The following is a 17,643-nucleotide window of genomic DNA, read 5'->3' as shown; positions in this document are numbered from 1 at the left end:
ATACTCGGATCCACAAAAAACACCAACATCCCTCAATCACTCCTCAGGCGGCCTTTAAAACGTGAGATATAACAAGATTCTCCTCTTCCTTTTCCTCCTGAAAATAGGGAAGAGCCTCGATAAAAATCTTTACGATATTGGCATCAAATTGACTGCCACTGTAATCAACTAACTCTTTTATTACCTTTTCATGCGATAGGGCTTCTCGGTAAGGCCTCTTATTAGACATGGCATCGTAGCTATCAACCACTGCAATCACCCGAGCGGGCAGAGGAATTCTCTCTCCGACCAGGTTAAACGGATATCCAGCCCCGTCCATTCTCTCATGATGGTAGCGAATTCCAGGCAACAAAAATCTAAAAAATGGAATATGACTAAGAGGTTCAATGATCTCCGCGCTCTTAATCGGATGGGCCTTCATGATTTCGATTTCATCGTTTGTCAGGCGGCCCGCTTTGAGAAGGATATTGTCGGGAACTCCCACTTTACCAATATCGTGAAACAAGCCAGAGTATTCGAGCACGGCTTGCTCGAACTCGTTCAGGCCCATTGCTTTTGCTAATTTTCTGCTGGCCATTCCGACGCGACAGCAATGATAAAAAGTAAATGGGTCCTTCTTCTTCACCGTCTGCAAAATAGAGTTGGCAACATCATTCGCCCAACTCGGAATATCATTCCAAGACATACTCTCAAACCTCATCGGTAACGTTCAGTTAAAATACGAAGAGAGCGATGCCTCTTCCCTCGCTAACGTCCCGCAAAGAGCACCATCTATGGACCTATCGGTGAACTCTCTGACAGCTGAAGAGACTCCTCTACAAAAGTCCTGTTAAGATTTGAGAATTTGCGCCAAATCAATGAGTTAGGACTATCCGCTCTTTGACCTCAAACCTGCGCTTTAGCAACAGTCGCATCCACCCCTTTGAACATCAGCTAGAAAAGGGAATGAAGGAAACCTCCTGTGAGGCTCCCTGGTTCTCGGGCCAACTCCTCGGGGCTCCCTAGTCCGACGATTTGACCTCCCCCATCGCCGCCTTCTGGACCCAAATCAACCAAGTAATCGCAGCTTTTGATAACATCGAGGTGATGTTCGATTACCAAAACTGTATTACCCTGATCCGTGAGCTCATGGAGCAAATCGAGAAGTTTACGAACGTCTGCAAAATGAAGACCCGTCGTCGGTTCGTCTAAAATATAGAGCGTCTTGCCTGTTCCCCGTTTTGAAAGTTCTTTGCTCAACTTTACCCTCTGAGCTTCGCCTCCAGAAAGGGTGGTAGAGCTCTGACCAAGAGTCATGTAATCAAGACCCACACGCATCAAGGTTTCCAGCTTTCTCTTGAGGGGCGGATGATGTTTGAAAAAATCAGCAGCTTCTTCTACCGTCATATTCAAAACATCGGATATGGACTTGTCTTTGAATTTAATATTCAAGGTTTCACGCGTATAACGGTTTCCGAGGCAGGCATCGCAAGTCACATACACATCGCTAAGAAAGTGCATTTCGATTCGAACCTGGCCTCCCCCAGAACAAACCTCGCAACGTCCGCCCTTCACATTAAAACTGAAGTGGCCGGGCTTATAGCCCCGGATCTTCGATTCCGGCAAATCCCAAAATATCTGCCGTATCAAAGGAAGAGCTCCGACGTATGTTGCAGGAATGGAGCGAGGGGTACGACCGATAGGCTTCTGATTTATTTCTATGACCTTGTCGATGTTTTCCAATCCCACTATTCTTTTATAGGGAGAGGCTTCAGACAAAGAAGAATAAAAATGCCTGGCCAATGCCTTATACAAGGTATCTACAATGAGCGTACTTTTCCCACTTCCAGAAACTCCGGTGATGCCAACCAAACAACCGAGGGGTATTTTCAGAGTGAGGTTTTGAAGATTATTTCCCGTTGCGCCCTCCACGATCAAAAAAAGACCAGAACCTTTGCGACGAACTTGAGGGATCTGGATCTTTTCAACTCCTGAAAGGTACCGACCCGTCAAGCTCTTGGATTCTGCAATAACTTCGAGAGGCGATCCCTCAGCCATGACTTCTCCCCCATGAACCCCCGCCCTGGGACCTAAATCAATGAGGTGATCAGCGGCCCGTATTGTCTCCTCATCGTGTTCAACCAGAATGACAGTGTTGCCGCGTCCGCGAAGCTCTTCAAGAATATCCAACAATCGACGATGATCGCGAGGGTGCAGTCCGATACTGGGTTCATCCAGAACATACAACACTCCGATCAGAGCTGATCCCACTTGGGAGGCAAGCCGAATTCGTTGAGCTTCTCCCCCCGAAAGAGAGCTCGTCTTGCGACTCAAACTCAAGTAGCCTGTCCCAACTTTGTCCAAATAATCCAATCGCAGAAGGATCTGTTTGAGGATTTTTTCAGCTATGAGCTGCTCTCTTTTGCCAATCTGAAGCTCTTTGTTCAAAAACGAGCGAAGGTTTCTAATCGAAAGGTCCGACAATTCTACAATATTTTTTCCCATGAGTTGAACATTGAGCGCTTCAGGTCTCAATCTCCTCCCTTGGCAACTTGGACAAATCGGATCATCTTTTACTTCCTCAATGCTGTCTTCGCCTTCTAAAATCTCATCCGAATCGACCTCAGAAGACACAAGAACCCCTAACCCACTGCAAGCAGGGCAGGCTCCTCGCGGATTATTAAAGCTAAAAAGGCGCGGTTCTAACTCAGGGAAACTAAAAGCACACTGAGGACAGGCTCGATGGACAGAGTAAACTTTTGAAGCGGCCCCAAGAGGTTCGATCATCACGAGGCCATTGGACAAACTCAGAGCCAAGTGAATACTCTCTTTGAGCCGCGACAGATATTTCTCGTCCACGACGAGGCGATCAATCAGTATTTCGATATCGTGAGACTTTCTCTTAGCCAATTTCTTTGCTTTGGCCAGGTCTATCCATTCGCCGTCGATCCTTACACGAGAGAACCCCTTCTTGATCCACTTTTGAAAATCACTCAGAATTCCCCTTTCTTGCCCTGAGCCACAGGCGCCAAAACAAAGTACTTTGTGCCAAGAGGAAGAGCTTGTACTTCATCCACAATCTGCTGGGGAGACTGGCTCGTGACCGGAATTTTGTGCTGAGGACAAAGAGGCACCCCAATACGGGCAAAAAGCAACCGAAGGTAGTCATAGACCTCACTCACTGTCCCGACCGTCGATCGAGGATTTGTGTTGATTGATTTTTGATCAATCGCAATTGCAGGACTCAAACCAATTATCGCCTCAACTGACGGCTTTTTCATTTGTTCAAGAAAATTTCGGGAGTAGGCGGAAAGACTTTCGATGTAGCGTCTTTGCCCTTCAGCATATATGGTATCAAAGGCCAAAGACGATTTTCCGCTTCCGCTCACACCCGTGATAACGGTCATTTTATTCCTGGGAATAAAAACGCTGACATCCTTCAGATTGTGCTCAGACGCTCGACGGACCCAAATCCCAAGCTCGGAAGAGGGACCAGAAGAACCAGAAGAACCAGAAGAACCCGGCGACTTTACTTCCGCTTTCATTAGATTTCCTCCCGAAGAAAATTCAATTCAACGAGGAAGAATAGCACAGCAATAAAATGCGTCTACCTTTGATTACTTTTGCCGAGCGCAAATAGCACAGCGACCATAAAGCTCCAAAAGATGATGAGTCAAAACAAAGCCATATTTCTTCGCCACAGCTTTCTGAAGAGCCTCAATCTCAGGATCTTCAAACTCTATGATCTTTGTGCAGGATTCACAGGTTAAATGATCATGATGCCGATGAGTCGCAAGTTCATATCTGGCCGGCAATCCACCCACCCTCACTTCTGTTACCAATCCCGCTTCCACCAATTTTCGCAAGAAACGATAGACCGTAGCAAAGCCCATTTCAGGATGGGTATCATGCACCTTCTCAAAGACCTCCTGAGCCGTTACATGAGCCCGGCCAGCAATGAGAGCACTCAGAATCGTCACTCGCTGCAAGGTCACTTTGATACCCATACTGCGAATCATACGCCTTAAATTGGCTTCTCCGACTGGTTCGCGGTGAATCAGCTTTTCTGGACCATGAGGAAGTGAGGTCTCAGAGAATTGCCGACCATGTATGAGGGGAAGAGAGAGACTTTCCGATTTCATCTCCCCTTCCTAGCGGCCACATTGAAAAATGTCAATGAAAATAACAATCATTATCAGTTCAAGGCCATTTCATCTCGGCCACGGCGTCATGGGGATGAAGACTTTCCAAGTGAGCCACTCGCACTTTCAAACTCTTGATCTCTGGCCACTCTTTCAAGCCAGCAAACAAATAGCGCACTGCATCTTCGCAAAACATCGAATTCTGACCGTTCAGTCGAGCAAATTCCTGCTCATCTTCACGACGCACAGCGGCTTGCACTGGTGTCTGAAGAAGCTCTTCAGCTCTGTCAATCCATTGATTCCATTGGCTCAAGAAAAGGCCTTCTGCCCCACTCTCAAATCCGAGCTCAATGCAAGCGCGACTTCTCTGCGCGTGCGGTGTCGCCAATCCATTAGAATCATCCTCGATCCATTTCTTAACATGTTCTGCAGGCCAATCTTCGGAACCAAACCGACCCTGAAGCCTGCGAACAAGATCATGACGAGCAAGCGCGGAGCTGGCAGGGCAAGTGCTGGAGTATAAAATTTCAAAGAGATAGAGACATGACAACTTATTGCCTCTCTTCTCTAGCCTAATTTCGACAGGATATCTCCTCCACCCCCACTCTTCACTCTTTAGCGCCCGTCGCTTCCTCCACTTATCGAAAGAAATTTCAAGACGACAGTTCTCACTCAGACCGTTCTGGGTAGTTAACATGTCCTCCAATACTTGTTCGAGGTAAGCACCATCAATCACTTCCGCCGCGAGACGATCCCGTAAAAGCGTATAGAGACGCGACATATGAATCCCGCGGTGATCCACCCTATCGAGGCTCACAAAGGCCGAAACCCTGGCCGAAACTCTCTGCGCCTTACCCGTCTCGTCGCGATCAAGAACCGGAATTTCAAGGTTTTCCATTCCCACCCAATCGATAGACAAGGCAGGAGCTGTTTGGCGATGTTTGGCAACATCAGGAAGTCGTTCACGCGAAACAGATCCATGGGATTCACCCATTTTCGGCGTCTCACAAAGAGACCCAAACTCTGGAGCCTGATTGATTTGAGCAAGCTTTGAAACATCGGGCAAACAGGTCTCCTTTGAGGAAATTTCTCGAGAAATAGCGAATTGTCCCATATCAAACTCTTTGGCAAATCACCAGTTCTTTCGCCCGGAGGCAGCTTTGGGAGAATCTGGGAGATTTGTAATCATCATTTCCCACCTGGCTCAGAAAATTGATCGCCGAATTGGCTCCCAGAAATCATTGTCCCGGCCTTACTTTTTTCATAGAATGAAACGGCTCCTAAGCACGTGCCACGCCTTTAGTCACTTATAACGACAACCAAAGAAAGGCGTGCGAGGAACGAGCAAGGAACAAACGGAAAAGAAAAGAAAAGAAAAGAAAAGAGGATAATTTATGAAAGATCGATTTTATATTTTTAAAATATTGTCCCTCCTCGCTTTTCTCTCTCAGATTTTTTCTCTTTCAACGAAAGCCGCCGATTTTGTATCAATGACCAGTTCGGACAGCACCCCTCAGGCAGAGTTCGACCACTCTTACACAAAATGGGCCCAGGTTTTGGAGAAGTACGTTATTACCAAAGGCGCAAGTTCGAGCGTTAACTATCGTGAACTCAAGAAGAAAGAAAAGTTTTTTGACCTCTGTTTGGCTGAATTTTCGAAAGTCACCGAGTCTCAGTTCAACTCCTGGGGCCAAAATCAAAAACTCGCCTTCCTCATCAATTCTTATAATGCCTTTACAATCAAACACGTCCTCAACAATTATCCCATCGAATCCGTCAACAAGATCGGACCACTTCTTGAGAGTCCATGGCAAATTGTATTCTTTTCTTTGCTCGGAAAAAACCGCAATTTGGATTGGCTCAGATTTAAAGCCATTCGTGGCGCATTTCCTGACCCCCGAATTCTCTTTGCCCTGAACTCTGGAACCGTTTCAAGCCCCCCTTTGAAACCAGACCCTTACGTCGCTCATGGAATTGATCTTCAATTGGAAAATCAAACAAAGTTATTTTTGCGTGATTCCACGCACAATCGGCTGTCAAAAAAAACGAAAACTCTCTACCTCTCTAAGATATTTTCCCCGATGCCTTGGTTTGGCGATGATTTCATCAAAGAAGCGGGCTCCATCAACAAATTTATCGCCCCCTATATTACCGACGATCCCAGCTTAAGAAAGATTCTCTCCAAAAATTCTTTCAAAAATGAGTTTCTCAAATACGACTGGCAATTAAACGAGATCAAATAACACATGCTGATCGCGTCAAAAGCCTGGCGCAGACATACAGACCTCGTCCGTTCCTGGGCCAAATCCAAAAGTTCAATTTGTTGATCGAGCGGGACAGTGGTACACAGAAGCAATTTCATTTCCTGGAGTCTCATAGATGTTGAAACGCTTTGTCGGGAGCCGTGGACTTTTACTGGCTCGATTGTTTGTGATGTTTCTCATTCCTTTTACCCTTTTGCGTTTGATTTTTTATTTCGCATTTGCCTCTGACATTGGCAGTCGCCTGGAGCTAATCAAAGCCTTTTATCTGGGACTCAAATTTGATACTCGAGTTCTCTTGGTGCTGTTACTGATTCCGGCCCTGGGAATGCTCATTCCATCTCTGAATCCATTCCGCTCTAAGAAGGCCCAAGCTTACTGGACAACTTACGGAACATTTTGCTTTGCATTTGCCATGTTGTTTTATGTTGTTGATTTTGCTTATTACAGCTATCTCGGTTTAAGGGCTAACGCGACCATTCTTATGTTTCTTGAAAATCCGGAGATCAGCGCTGAGATGGTCTGGCAGACATATCCTGTCGTTAAGATAATTTTTGGTGTTGTCAGTTTAACAATCCTCTTTTCGTGGGCCCTATGGAAACTTTTCCAGAAATGCGATTTACCTCACACTCGAGGTGGACACAGGTGGCTTCAAAGCTCTGTTGTGACAGTCCTTTTTTTGAGTGGAATTTACGGCAAATTTTCTGCCTATCCCTTGCGCTGGAGCGAAGCCTATTTCAGCACAAATTCCTTTGTCACCTCTCTTGGAATGAATCCCATACACTATTTCTTTGACACCTTCAAAGATCGAGAAAGACCCTATGATCTCGAAAAAGTAAAAAAATACTATCCGATTGTCTCCAAATACCTGGGTGTCGAGAATCCTGATGCAGAGAAATTGAATTTTGACCGCTGGCTCATTCCCCGTCCTCAATTGCCGTCAAACACCAATATCGTTCTCATTATCATGGAATCTTTTGCCGCCCACAAAACAGGAGCCTTTGGTCATCCTCTCGATCCAACACCTTACTTTGATGCGCTCTCAAGGAAAGGTAAATTGTTCACCCGCTATCATGTCCCTTCGGAAGGAACAGCTCGATCCATATTTACGGCCCTGACGGGAATTCCAGATGTCGTGAGTTCCAGAACTTCAAGTCGCAATCCCCTGATCGTGGATCAGCATATTTTGATAAACGCCTTCAAAGGATACCAAAAATTCTATTTCCTTGGAGGAAGTGCCAATTGGGGAAATATTCGTGGAGTTATTGCGAATAATATTCCTGATATGAAAATTTTTGAAGAGGGCATGTTTAAAACACCAAGTACAGATGTGTGGGGGATATCAGACTATCAACTTTTTAATGAAGTTCATGATCAGCTGAGTTCCCTGCCTCCAGATCAGTCTTTTTTTACCGTCGTACAGACAGCCGGATTTCATCGTCCCTATACGATACCGTCTGATCGCGGCGAATTTATGACCAAGGAACTAGGCAAAGAGGACCTGGCTCGATATGGACTTGTATCCAACGATGAATATAATTCTCTTCGCTTTTCGGATTACAGCTTGGGTCATTTTATGGAGATTGCGAAGAAGGCCCCTTACTACAACAACACTTTGTTTGTTATTATTGGCGATCACGGTCTGCCTGATCTCGATGCTGCCCATCTGTCTGAAGGCAGCCGATTGCACCACATCACCCGTTTTCACGTGCCTCTCTTATTCTTTCATCCGCGTTGGGATCATCCGGAGAAAATTGATACTTTTGCCACAGAGCCCGATGTTCTCGTCACAATCAGTTCTCTCACTGGACATAAAACTCTCGTCAGGAACTTCGGTCGGGATTTATGGGACCCCCGGCTCAAGGATCAGCGCTTTGCTTTTCATTATGTCTACTACAGGACTCCTCCCCATATTGCTCTTCTTGATAACCAGTATTATTTGTTGGCCGAACCCAATGCCGTTCAAGGGCTTTATGATTTGAGCGGAAAGACTCCCGGTCAAGATTTGAGAGCCACATTGAAAGACCGAGATCAGTGGATGTCTGATTTAACCTTCGGCCTTTACGAAACTGCTAAATATTTGCTTTACAACAATCCCAATCCTCTCAAGATCGGCGCCCCCAATTTTAAGAACAAAAAGTAGCCTTCAAATTTGAAGTGATTTGATTTGATTGCAAAAGGTCTTTTTTTGAGACTTTCGAGCGATTTTCTTTCACCTCCCTTGTTGGTTCCTTTTGCATATTGCAACTCATAGATTGCCCATGGCATACCTCAAGTTTTTCATGTCCAATAACAATACAAACAGAATTTTAGCATGGAGTGTCTCATTGGTTTCGCCGATAAGCACTTAGAGACTTCGCGGAGGTATTAAGTGAAGAACGTTACAGGTGTCAAAAGACAAGTCTGGATTTACTTGGTGGCCGCGTCTATCATCTCGCTTTTGGGTTTTTCCTGCACGCGAAAGAATAGCAATATGAGTAAGATTAGTTTGGCACTCCCCTCATATAAGGGAAAACCAAGTGGTCAATCGAAAAGCTCCTCAACTTCGTCTGTTCTCTTAGGACAGACCAGAAGCACAAATGCAACAGCTTCAAAAAAACTAAGCACCCAATCGGCGGGTGGATCCTGGGAAATAGAAGACGCAACGGATATTTCTGAAATCGCATGTTATGCAGTTTTCGTCGGCGGACCTGGTCTTGATTACAAAAGCTGCAAGAATTCTGAGGGCATTGAGGTCGTTCGATTCGGTCAAGAAGCTGGTATTTTTAAGCCAGGTCAGAATATTGAATTGGATGTGCCATCTGGAAAGGGTCGCCGCATTTTTCTCATTGGCTTCAAGACAGATGATACAACAAGCTTTGAACATTGCTATGACATATTTGGTACTCATGCCTCACCTCCAAAGGAGCACTTGTCCACCCCCTTGATTGTCGGTCAAGCGACTTTGGATCTGGCTCCTGGTAATGCAGAAGTGAACATTGTCGCATCACTCACTGGCTCAGAGAAATTTGAGGATTGCAGCTTTTTTCAAGGCGGAGGATCGGGCGGCGGTGGAACTACCCCTCTTTTTCCGGTTGCAGAAAACCTCTTCGGTGATGGAGGAGACGGCGACATTGTTATCACCTCTACGGGACCGAGCCAATCCAATGTGAGCACCTATGGCTTTTTCTCTGGCTACACACCTGGCTATCGAAACTTGCCGAGCAACAAAATCTTTGGTGCCTCACGCCGAATCGTTGGTATCGACTCGACAGGCTTGATTTTGTCGACAAGCTCTAGTTTTACGAACTACGAGTTTGAGATTGGTGACGAAATCCTATTTCATGTCGTTTCTGGAAGATCTCTGGTGGACCCTGACCTCAACGCTTGCGGAGGAGGACTGCACAGAGGAGATTTTCAGTTTGCTCGTGTTACGAACGTACCAGACAGCACTTCTATCGAGATTGATCATCCAATCGCTCCTATTCCTGCTGCGATCAATAACTCCAATCTCTCAGGGCCCATTTCATACAGCGGATATTTCTGTCATATCCAAATCATCCGTGTGCCAAACTTTAACCAAATCACTGTCCAACCAGGCGCAGTACATCAGATATTATCGGGAACCTACGCCTGGGGGGATGTCACTGGACTCACAGTTTTTCGGGCCAAGAGCTTGGTCCTGAACTCAAGCAGCACACTCACAATTAAATCCGATGGATCGGGGTTTGATGCGACCGCGTTTTCTGATGGCGGCAGCCTTTCCGGCCCGGGAGGCAGCACAGGAAGTGCCAGCACAAATGGGGGCGGAAATGAACCGAGCTCTGGTGGGGCCGGCGGAGGAGGCAGTGCTATTTCCGCTGGTGGAGATGGAGGTGCAAATTCAGGTTCTGGCGGATACGCAGTTGATTATTGCGTGGGTCCTTGTTCGATCTATGGGGGCAATAAAATTATGTATGGAGGTGCTGGTGGCGGCGTTAACACCGTGGCCGGAGGATCTGGAGGGGGAGCCTTGCTCATTTTTATCGGGGACATACAGGGGCCGGGCTTACTTGAACTGAAAGCCAGCGGCTCACAAGGCTCTTCTGATAGAGCCGGCGGCGGGGCCGGAGGCACAATTCATCTCTCGGCTCGCGAAATTCATTCAAACATCAACACAAGCGTCAATGGAGGCATCGGAATTACTGGTGGTGGCAGTGGCGGCGGAGGTGGTGGCGCCGGTGGGGTTTCAGAAGTAAATTATTGCGCATCAATGTCTTCAACAACTGTGGCCATTTTACAATCAACTGCAACCTCGACTGGAGGCCTTGGGGGATCGGGTAGCACCCCGAATGGAGCTCCCGGGCTTCCTGGAATAAATCTTGTGAACGATCTTCAGAACTACTGCTCGGCCTATTAGGGAACTCATAAAGGTGTCAACCTGTGGCCATCAGCCAGAAAACAGTTAATCGCGTTTACTGGGAATCCCATTCGGGACTGGAGTCCTGAGATCCATCTCAGGACCGCCGATAATTTTTCTTCGGCCTCTCGCTGGAAATTGAGGATCTCCATCAGAGTATTGAATCAATAAATGAATAGAAACCTCCCCATCGGGGTCCCGCTCAATCAACATATCTGAGTGGCCCAAAAAAATCGAACTCCCCTGAGAGCCCCCCTGAGAACTCGCACTCAGAGTTACAACACCACCGGAATCGCCGATGATATCACGGGAGAATTGGGCCGATTCGGACACCATTAGGTATTCTCGTGTGCCTGACACTGGCTCGGTTAAAAAATCCTGAATCTGAGTAAATATCGACCGCCAACCAAGCTCACCCAGTGGGGTCAATTGCATTTCTCTTGCAATAGCGTCGATGGCATAACTCAATTTCTCTCTATTTTGAGAAGAAAAAGCTACGATTATATTGTCCTCTTTACGATCGCTCAAAACTATTACTGCATTCAACCTTGAAGCCGCATGAAGCTTATCCATCGAACCTCTCAGAACTTCTCCCCGACTGGAAATCCGAGCATAACCACGGTTCAGAACAGATTCGGGGTCTACCCCCAGTCGACTCTTGAGAGTTCTAAATGAATTCAAGGTAAAGGCACGGGATGAGATGGCGCCTGAACCGCTAAGACCATCAGACACCTGAGACTTTTCCAATCTATCAAGCTTCTCACCCGCCTTTAGAAAGGCCAAACAGATCGACTTGTGCGGCCTGACCAATCCCAGGGTATTCGCCAAGTCCAAAACAAAACCAGCATGGGCCTGATGAGACCAACAAAAAAAGACAAGCCCGAGAATTTTTGGGAATCGCCATAATACCATCTTCAACAATCCAAGCTGATGCTTAAACCGGAGAACTTCAAAAACCAACATCAAAAAAAGTAAAAATACGGACGCGAGCAATCGTTTGCAATTCAAATGCCACTTGTTAGATAAAAAGCCAATCACAAAAGATTCAGCATGCAAAAAGGGCCGATATCGCTACCACCACGAAAAGACGAGTCACCATTGTCGTCACTCGCCAATTCATTTACCCACAAGCTTCATGCCGACCCGATCTTAGCCTGTCAAATCGCTGACTTGTGACTTCTAAGATCGGGGTGAGATATTCTATGGAGTTCGTTGGATTGGACTGTCTCCAAAGAAGCATTTTGGCTTCATGAAGATTTTTTTCGCCACGTTAGCGGGAGATCAATTGGATAGGAAATTAAAGCTTAGAGTTTTCACATTTTAGATGTATACCATTTCGATCGATGAGGAATCTTCCAATGTATTTTGGCATTTTATTCTGTATTGTTTTTATTTCACATATTAGCATTGCTTCACCTACCTTATGCCGCAGTATCTTTACAGAAAATAAGACTCTAAGAGATATTGAAATTAGATTAGGGCGACAGCTTAAAATTTCAATAAGTGACCCCTCACCTGATTCAAAAAGTCCCGTCAAACGATTCAAATTGGCGCTAAAGCCAGCTGCCGGCGGGACATCTTTGGGTATTATGATATTCCGATATGATTCGAATGAAGGCTCTCTTCAGGTGGACAATATTACTGTTTATACAGAATACAAACGTAACGGGGTTAGCTTAGCCCTACTGGAAGAGGCTATTAGAATAAATCCCGACACAAAAGTTATTACATCTGGCTTGTCGACCGAAAATGAAGAAATATTTTTGAACGCCTTAAGGCATGGGCTTAGTCCCTTGGCTGCAGTTCAAGAAACACCGGCATATAAAATTAGAAAAACTCTAGGATTTTCAGAGATTTTTAGTTTTGATAACTCTGATGTTTTTAGCGTTCGCAAACCGACAATATAATGATAGTTGCCTAATACTCGATTGGGAAGGCGGAAAATTAAATGATCACAAACCACTTATTAGATGAAAAAATTCTGATTTTTCTGCATTGATAGTCCGGCCAAGGTGTCCCGTCTCACATGCTTGGACCGGGATGACGCAGACAAATCTCACACAAGTGGACCAGTTATGTAGGACTAAAGTCGTATCCGTTCACCGACCACTTTAAAATACCCATATTTATTTAGGTTGAAAATAGTGACCTTGGCGAACTTAAAATTTCCATGAACTCGGAAAGTTTTTTGAGCCCTCGCCAAATAGTAAAAAATCCAGAATTTCCATCAGATTTCCTGGCAAAGAAACCGCCTAATTTCGCAACGAGCCTCATAGCTTGGGCCACCGCTGTCTGAGTTGATCGTTTCATTTTCTTGTATTGAGCTCATCTCTTGCAATCAACACTTTTACTTCATCTTCTGAAAACACCTTTTTCTGCATTGACTTTGAGATACTGATTCTGAAGTATCGTCCGCCGTTCAAATCTCCCATCGTTTAAATTACTCCCTTAAATTCCTCATAAATCCAGTCGTTCTGAATCATTGCCCCCCTTTTCTTTTGGTCCAAGGCAATTACTCAATCAATAGTCACAAAACTTCTCAAATACTTATGGGTACTTTAAAACCGCCGCCCCCTCTTACGAGGAGCGGTCACCGCGCCCGCAGGGGAGAAAAACTTGAATCGTGAAAAGAGAATCCAAATCAAAAAAGTGGAAATCAAGTAACCGATAAGACCACCGCCGATGACATCCCCTGGATAGTGCACTCCCACATACACTCGGCTGTAAGCAATGACTGCCGCTGTCCCAAAAAACCACCATGGACTGGCCAGCGGGTAACACCAAGCCAACAACTTCGCCACTGCAAAACCTGAGAGCGCATGGTTACTGGGGAAGCTATCAGACTTAGGATAATATGGGACTCTCACTTGCACTTGAGATCCAAGAGCGTACTTGGGTCGAGCCCTCGAAACCAAAGGTTTTAGAACTCGGTAGCTGATTGTATCGCAAAGCCCAAAACCAGTCCCACAAGCACAATCACTTTGATTGCCCGCCTGCGACTCCTCCACAGATAAAAAAGAACGCAGAGAGGAACAACAATATACAAAAAATACGAATGATGGTGAAGATTTGTAATCTGCCCAAAAAACCGGTCTAAGGAGGGATTTGTGAGAGTGTTATTGATAAGCAGAAACCAAGTCTGATCGAGATCTTCTAAGTAGTTCTTCAAGTTAAACAGGCCCCCGCCATTCCGAGATCAAAGAAATCTTCGGAGTGCAGTTGACCACGATAGACTCCACATAACCAATCCCCATCAGACAACAAAAAAGACGCCTTGGCACTTGATATCTTCCCTGATGCAGAGAAATCAGGTTTCAATCCAGCCTCCTTCGCCAATTCCCCGAACAGCCCTTCCAAAAATAAATTATCATTTATATTTCTCTTCAAAACATCGAATAACTTCATCGTCGCCAGACGCGGTATTTTCACCTTTTTGCCTTTTGAATGGGATTTTTCGACCCAGGGAAGAGAAGCCAAGCCCAAAAATAAACTTTGAGCGCAAAACAAACGAAAGCCTCGTTGCTGAATTGGAAGACTCTCCAAAAACCTCCAGGCCCCCAAGGAATTTCGATTCAAGCTCTCTTTGATTTCTTCCCGTGAATGAATAAAAAAACGTCCCTCTTGCTCATCCTTGAATTGATCTTTGAGCAAGTTGATTTTCTGTAAAAAAAGACCGAAATGGTGGGCCTCCAAAACAAATTTCCGCGCTGCTCTGACTTGAGGTTCGACATGCCTAACCAATTGGGCAAGAGTTTCTCCGACAATACCAGCCACAAAAAAACAATACTGATTCACTTCTCTCAGATTAATAAGACGAACTTGTCCGCGCTGCTTTCGAAGACGGGAATAGTGCTGCATCCCTGCACTCATGCAAACGATCATTTCCTGAATCACTGCTCTCACAGTCAAAGGAGTGCCATGAAGTTCCCCAAAAACAAGCGCAGAGTCTCTCAGCAAAATCTTCTCACCCTCCGGGATTTCTTGTGGAAATTGTTGGTTCCATGATCGAACCAATTCTGGCGGGGGAGGATTTAACAGAAACTCATCAAACTGACCAAACTGCCGCAACTGTTCACTCAATCTCTTCCAAGGAGCGTCCTCTACGGTGTCCAATATCCGACAGATGAGGTAGGTCAAACTGACCCACCCCCGCAGGGGAGCATCCAACTGTGAAATACAGTAGGCAAAGCTACGACTGACTCGATCCAAATGACCTTGATAAAATTCTGTTTCCATCATCGCCCGACTAATTTAAATTTCTGGAGACTGCGGTCAACCGGATTCTTTCAATATTGATCGAGAATTGAATAAAACTGAAGAATGACGACAGGCATTATTTCCGGTTGAACAAGCCTTTGATTTTTTCATTGATATCCTTTTCAAGCTTCTGTTTACCTTCGTCCACGGTCTTTTCGAACTCTTGTTTCGCCTTGCCCTCAAGCTTTTTGACAAGCTTTTTCTTTTCATATTCAAGAGTCTTAACCAACATTTTCTCAACGGTTGCACTGGCCACAGTCAAACTCGGATTTACCAGACTTCCCTGAACTTCAATTGGAATAACCAATCTCCCTTCTTTGTCTGCGTTAGCAGCCATTACACTCCCTGACATGTTCAGATTGGAAACTCGCAACTCCCCATTGAGGTGCCCTGCCAAATTAAAATCGACCCTTCCATCGGCAACAATTTGATTGTTTTCAGGTGTGGAAAAAATCAAATTATCAAGATTTATTTGACCATCGCGAGATCCAAATTTGGCTGAGATTTCGGCGCTAATTCCCTTTGAATCGACTGGCTTTTTTTCTTCATCCCTTCGCAATTTCGCTAGAACATCATTGATTTTTTTGTCGATTTCCAAAGTGCTGGCAAAAAAATCCTTTATCGAAACACCCCCTTCGCTCACAATTTTTTCGTACCAACCAACCGGCCCAGGAAAGGGTATCCCAAAGTTGCCCTGAAGATTCAAAAGGCCTCTGACTGAATCGCGTCGCTCGGGCATCCACCAATTGAATACTCTTGCCAAGTTGAATCTGTTCAGATCGACCTTTAGCTTTAACTGAGGTTGATTCTCGAGCAAAAAAACCTTTAAGCCAGAAACACGCAGATCACCGCCGAATAATCCCCCGATGGAAATCTCAGCAGCAAGGTCTCCCTTATCGTATGAACCCTTCACATTTGAACGATCTATGGACTCACTTCCCAATCTCATTTTGGCCACCTGAGCCTCAAAACTTAGCCTGGATTGAGCCAGAATTGGCCAACTGGGCAAGTGAAAGGGCTCTGTTGCATGAGAGACAGTTGGCGTGCTCTCTTTTTTTTCCTCACTCTTCGGAATGGGAATGCTCACACCTGCCATTTGAGCCTTGATCTCTCCAACAACACTGATCGGACTCTTGGAGATTCCGAGGGCAAAGTCATAAACACCATGAGATTTCAAATGTCCTTGGAGACTTCCCCCATTGAGTCCGTATTGAGCTAAATTAGGCAGGATCTGTGAAAGACGAGAAAAGCTGATTTCTTCTATATCGGCCTGAATGTTAAATTTAGGGCGTTGAGGGTTCTGTATTTCCCCCGCTCCAGCAAAGGATCCAGCAGGGTGGATAAAACTAAACTTCTGCAATATAATTTTATCTCCAGCTTGATTTACCGACGCGCGCAGAGAAAGAGGATCGCCCTTCTTCTTACGAAATTCATCCCCATAAACCATACTCATGCCTGACAATTCAGCAGAAAAAATCGCCTTTGCCGATTTGAGATGAGTGCCCTCTGCCAACAATTCCATGTCAGCATTAAGGGACAATGGTCCTCCGGCATGAATGCTCCTTTTGTCGTTGCTGTAGTTGAGTGTGGTCGATAAATTCTGAATTTTCAAAGGACTCAGCTTTACCAACAAGTTTTCAGGCTGGGAGAGATCGCCCCTCACTTCAGCGCGAACCTGCAGAAGCCCACGCAAGGTCTGATCTTTCAGAAACGGGAAAAACACTTCGAAACCATCGAGCTTAACAGGGGGAACGCTAATCTCAAGAAATGATTGCTTGTTTCTCTCCGAATAAATGACTCCTCGAACATGGGACAACAGACGAGTGAACTCCAAGTCTCCCTTCTCTATCTTAAATTCATTTCCCTCTTTTTTTGCCTGAACTTCAATTCTTAAACGATCTGTATCCTTCTTCTGAAACCAATCAAGATAGCGAAGGCTGGCTCCGCTCAAATCAAAAACCACCGAGAGATCATTTATTTGCCAACCAGATGAATAGACAGCATCAATTCGGGCGTCAGCAGCCACAGCTCCGTTCATCTGGATTTCGTCACGATGAAAGTTGGTGTCCCCGCGAAGCCCACGGATAGCTCCCTGAACGGCGACATATGGAGGAGAAGACGGCTTTTGAGCATAATGAACCTTACCTGAGATTTCGCCGGCCCAGCTTCCAGGAGGCAAAAACTGGGGCGGCACCTTAATTTGGCTGATTTCAGGAACTTGGAGTTTCAATATCCAATTGTGTTGCAAAGAAGGAAATTCAGTCGTGCCAGCCACAGCAGCGAGCAATCCCCCAATATTTATATTTACCCGCTTGACGTCTAGCTTTCCAGAGGAAGTAAAGATCTCCTTGGAATCGATACTCAAAGGCATAGAAAAAGATGCATAAGCTGACTTGTAGTCAAGCATTGCTTGAATCATTAAATCCATCGGTGTTTGATTGTTCAAGAGGCTCTCTTGTCGAAGCAAGAGACTTAGGCCTTTAAGTCCTAAGCGAGTCCCCAATTCTTCTTTTCCGCTCTTGTCAGACAATAGAACTTCGACCTGACCGCGCGAAATTTGAATATCCATGCTCGAATCAAGAGGAAACATTTTGAATAGCCTTGCACCTAAAGTATCAGGATGGTT

The 17,643-nt window shown here is 45.5% G+C and carries 13 protein-coding genes and 1 pseudogene; 4 read left to right on the top strand and 10 right to left on the bottom strand.

From position 1 onward, the window contains the following. Nucleotides 1-43: 43 nt before the first annotated feature. The 4 genes and pseudogenes from IPJ71_01375 to IPJ71_01360 all read right to left on the bottom strand — a co-directional run bounded on the left by IPJ71_01375 (nt 44) and on the right by IPJ71_01360 (nt 5,235). Nucleotides 44-685 (bottom strand): HD-GYP domain-containing protein, encoded by a 642-nt coding sequence (locus tag IPJ71_01375; protein MBK7842336.1) that lies wholly within the window; start codon nt 683-685, stop codon nt 44-46. Between the two features lie 248 nt (nt 686-933). Next, nucleotides 934-3,524 (bottom strand): annotated as a pseudogene (gene uvrA / locus IPJ71_01370) (excinuclease ABC subunit UvrA). 72 nt (nt 3,525-3,596) lie between these two features. Further along, the gene (locus IPJ71_01365; protein MBK7842335.1) at nt 3,597-4,121 is read right to left on the bottom strand and encodes a transcriptional repressor; all 525 of its coding nucleotides are present in this window, start codon (nt 4,119-4,121) and stop codon (nt 3,597-3,599) included. 58 nt (nt 4,122-4,179) lie between these two features. Beyond that, nucleotides 4,180-5,235, bottom strand: coding sequence for a GTP cyclohydrolase I FolE2 (locus IPJ71_01360; GenBank protein MBK7842334.1), 1,056 nt, complete (start codon nt 5,233-5,235; stop codon nt 4,180-4,182). 280 nt (nt 5,236-5,515) lie between these two features. On the opposite strand from IPJ71_01360, the gene IPJ71_01355 reads away from it, so the two are divergent. From IPJ71_01355 to IPJ71_01345, 3 genes are all read left to right on the top strand, one after another. Continuing rightward, entirely contained in the window at nt 5,516-6,364 is an 849-nt protein-coding gene (locus IPJ71_01355) for a DUF547 domain-containing protein (GenBank protein ID MBK7842333.1), read from the top strand. Between the two features lie 136 nt (nt 6,365-6,500). Next, nucleotides 6,501-8,525 carry a sulfatase-like hydrolase/transferase gene (locus IPJ71_01350; GenBank protein ID MBK7842332.1) on the top strand — a complete coding sequence of 675 codons (2,025 nt, stop codon included), beginning with the start codon at nt 6,501-6,503 and terminating at the stop codon, nt 8,523-8,525. 228 nt (nt 8,526-8,753) lie between these two features. After that, nucleotides 8,754-10,760: a hypothetical protein gene (locus IPJ71_01345; protein ID MBK7842331.1), complete on the top strand. Its 2,007-nt coding sequence runs from the start codon at nt 8,754-8,756 to the stop codon at nt 10,758-10,760. A gap of 45 nt (nt 10,761-10,805) precedes the next feature. On the opposite strand, the gene IPJ71_01340 is transcribed toward IPJ71_01345, so the two are convergent. Then, nucleotides 10,806-11,798 (bottom strand): hypothetical protein, encoded by a 993-nt coding sequence (locus IPJ71_01340; protein ID MBK7842330.1) that lies wholly within the window; start codon nt 11,796-11,798, stop codon nt 10,806-10,808. Nucleotides 11,799-12,118: 320 nt separating this feature from the next. Between IPJ71_01340 and IPJ71_01335 the strand changes: the two genes are divergently transcribed. Next, nucleotides 12,119-12,667 carry a hypothetical protein gene (locus IPJ71_01335; protein MBK7842329.1) on the top strand — a complete coding sequence of 183 codons (549 nt, stop codon included), beginning with the start codon at nt 12,119-12,121 and terminating at the stop codon, nt 12,665-12,667. 223 nt (nt 12,668-12,890) lie between these two features. On the opposite strand, the gene IPJ71_01330 is transcribed toward IPJ71_01335, so the two are convergent. The 5 genes from IPJ71_01330 to IPJ71_01310 all read right to left on the bottom strand — a co-directional run bounded on the left by IPJ71_01330 (nt 12,891) and on the right by IPJ71_01310 (nt 17,586). Continuing rightward, nucleotides 12,891-13,070: a hypothetical protein gene (locus tag IPJ71_01330; protein MBK7842328.1), complete on the bottom strand. Its 180-nt coding sequence runs from the start codon at nt 13,068-13,070 to the stop codon at nt 12,891-12,893. 248 nt (nt 13,071-13,318) lie between these two features. Next, entirely contained in the window at nt 13,319-13,675 is a 357-nt protein-coding gene (locus IPJ71_01325; GenBank protein ID MBK7842327.1) for a phosphatase PAP2 family protein, read from the bottom strand. Between the two features lie 5 nt (nt 13,676-13,680). Further along, nucleotides 13,681-13,929 (bottom strand): hypothetical protein, encoded by a 249-nt coding sequence (locus IPJ71_01320; GenBank protein MBK7842326.1) that lies wholly within the window; start codon nt 13,927-13,929, stop codon nt 13,681-13,683. After that, nucleotides 13,926-14,999: a squalene/phytoene synthase family protein gene (locus tag IPJ71_01315; protein MBK7842325.1), complete on the bottom strand. Its 1,074-nt coding sequence runs from the start codon at nt 14,997-14,999 to the stop codon at nt 13,926-13,928. The genes IPJ71_01320 and IPJ71_01315 overlap by 4 nt, the downstream gene beginning before the upstream one ends. 94 nt (nt 15,000-15,093) lie before the next feature. Next, nucleotides 15,094-17,586, bottom strand: coding sequence for a hypothetical protein (locus IPJ71_01310; GenBank protein ID MBK7842324.1), 2,493 nt, complete (start codon nt 17,584-17,586; stop codon nt 15,094-15,096). Nucleotides 17,587-17,643 lie beyond the last annotated feature (57 nt).

The sequence above is a fragment of the Bdellovibrionales bacterium genome (assembly GCA_016714165.1).
Classification (GTDB): Bacteria; Bdellovibrionota; Bdellovibrionia; order Bdellovibrionales; family UBA1609; genus JADJVA01.
This window is presented reverse-complemented; position numbering and strand designations above follow the sequence as displayed.

Bases quoted from the DNA above. Each gene is read 5' to 3' on its own strand.
- IPJ71_01360 (MBK7842334.1), bottom strand. From the start codon at position 5,235: ATGGGACAATTCGCTATTTCTCGAGAAATTTCCTCAAAGGAGACCTGT.
- IPJ71_01335 (MBK7842329.1), top strand. From the start codon at position 12,119: ATGTATTTTGGCATTTTATTCTGTATTGTTTTTATTTCACATATTAGC.
- IPJ71_01355 (MBK7842333.1), top strand. From the start codon at position 5,516: ATGAAAGATCGATTTTATATTTTTAAAATATTGTCCCTCCTCGCTTTT.
- IPJ71_01315 (MBK7842325.1), bottom strand. From the start codon at position 14,999: ATGATGGAAACAGAATTTTATCAAGGTCATTTGGATCGAGTCAGTCGT.
- IPJ71_01330 (MBK7842328.1), bottom strand. From the start codon at position 13,070: ATGAAACGATCAACTCAGACAGCGGTGGCCCAAGCTATGAGGCTCGTT.
- IPJ71_01375 (MBK7842336.1), bottom strand. From the start codon at position 685: ATGTCTTGGAATGATATTCCGAGTTGGGCGAATGATGTTGCCAACTCT.
- IPJ71_01310 (MBK7842324.1), bottom strand. From the start codon at position 17,586: ATGGATATTCAAATTTCGCGCGGTCAGGTCGAAGTTCTATTGTCTGAC.
- IPJ71_01365 (MBK7842335.1), bottom strand. From the start codon at position 4,121: ATGAAATCGGAAAGTCTCTCTCTTCCCCTCATACATGGTCGGCAATTC.
- IPJ71_01350 (MBK7842332.1), top strand. From the start codon at position 6,501: ATGTTGAAACGCTTTGTCGGGAGCCGTGGACTTTTACTGGCTCGATTG.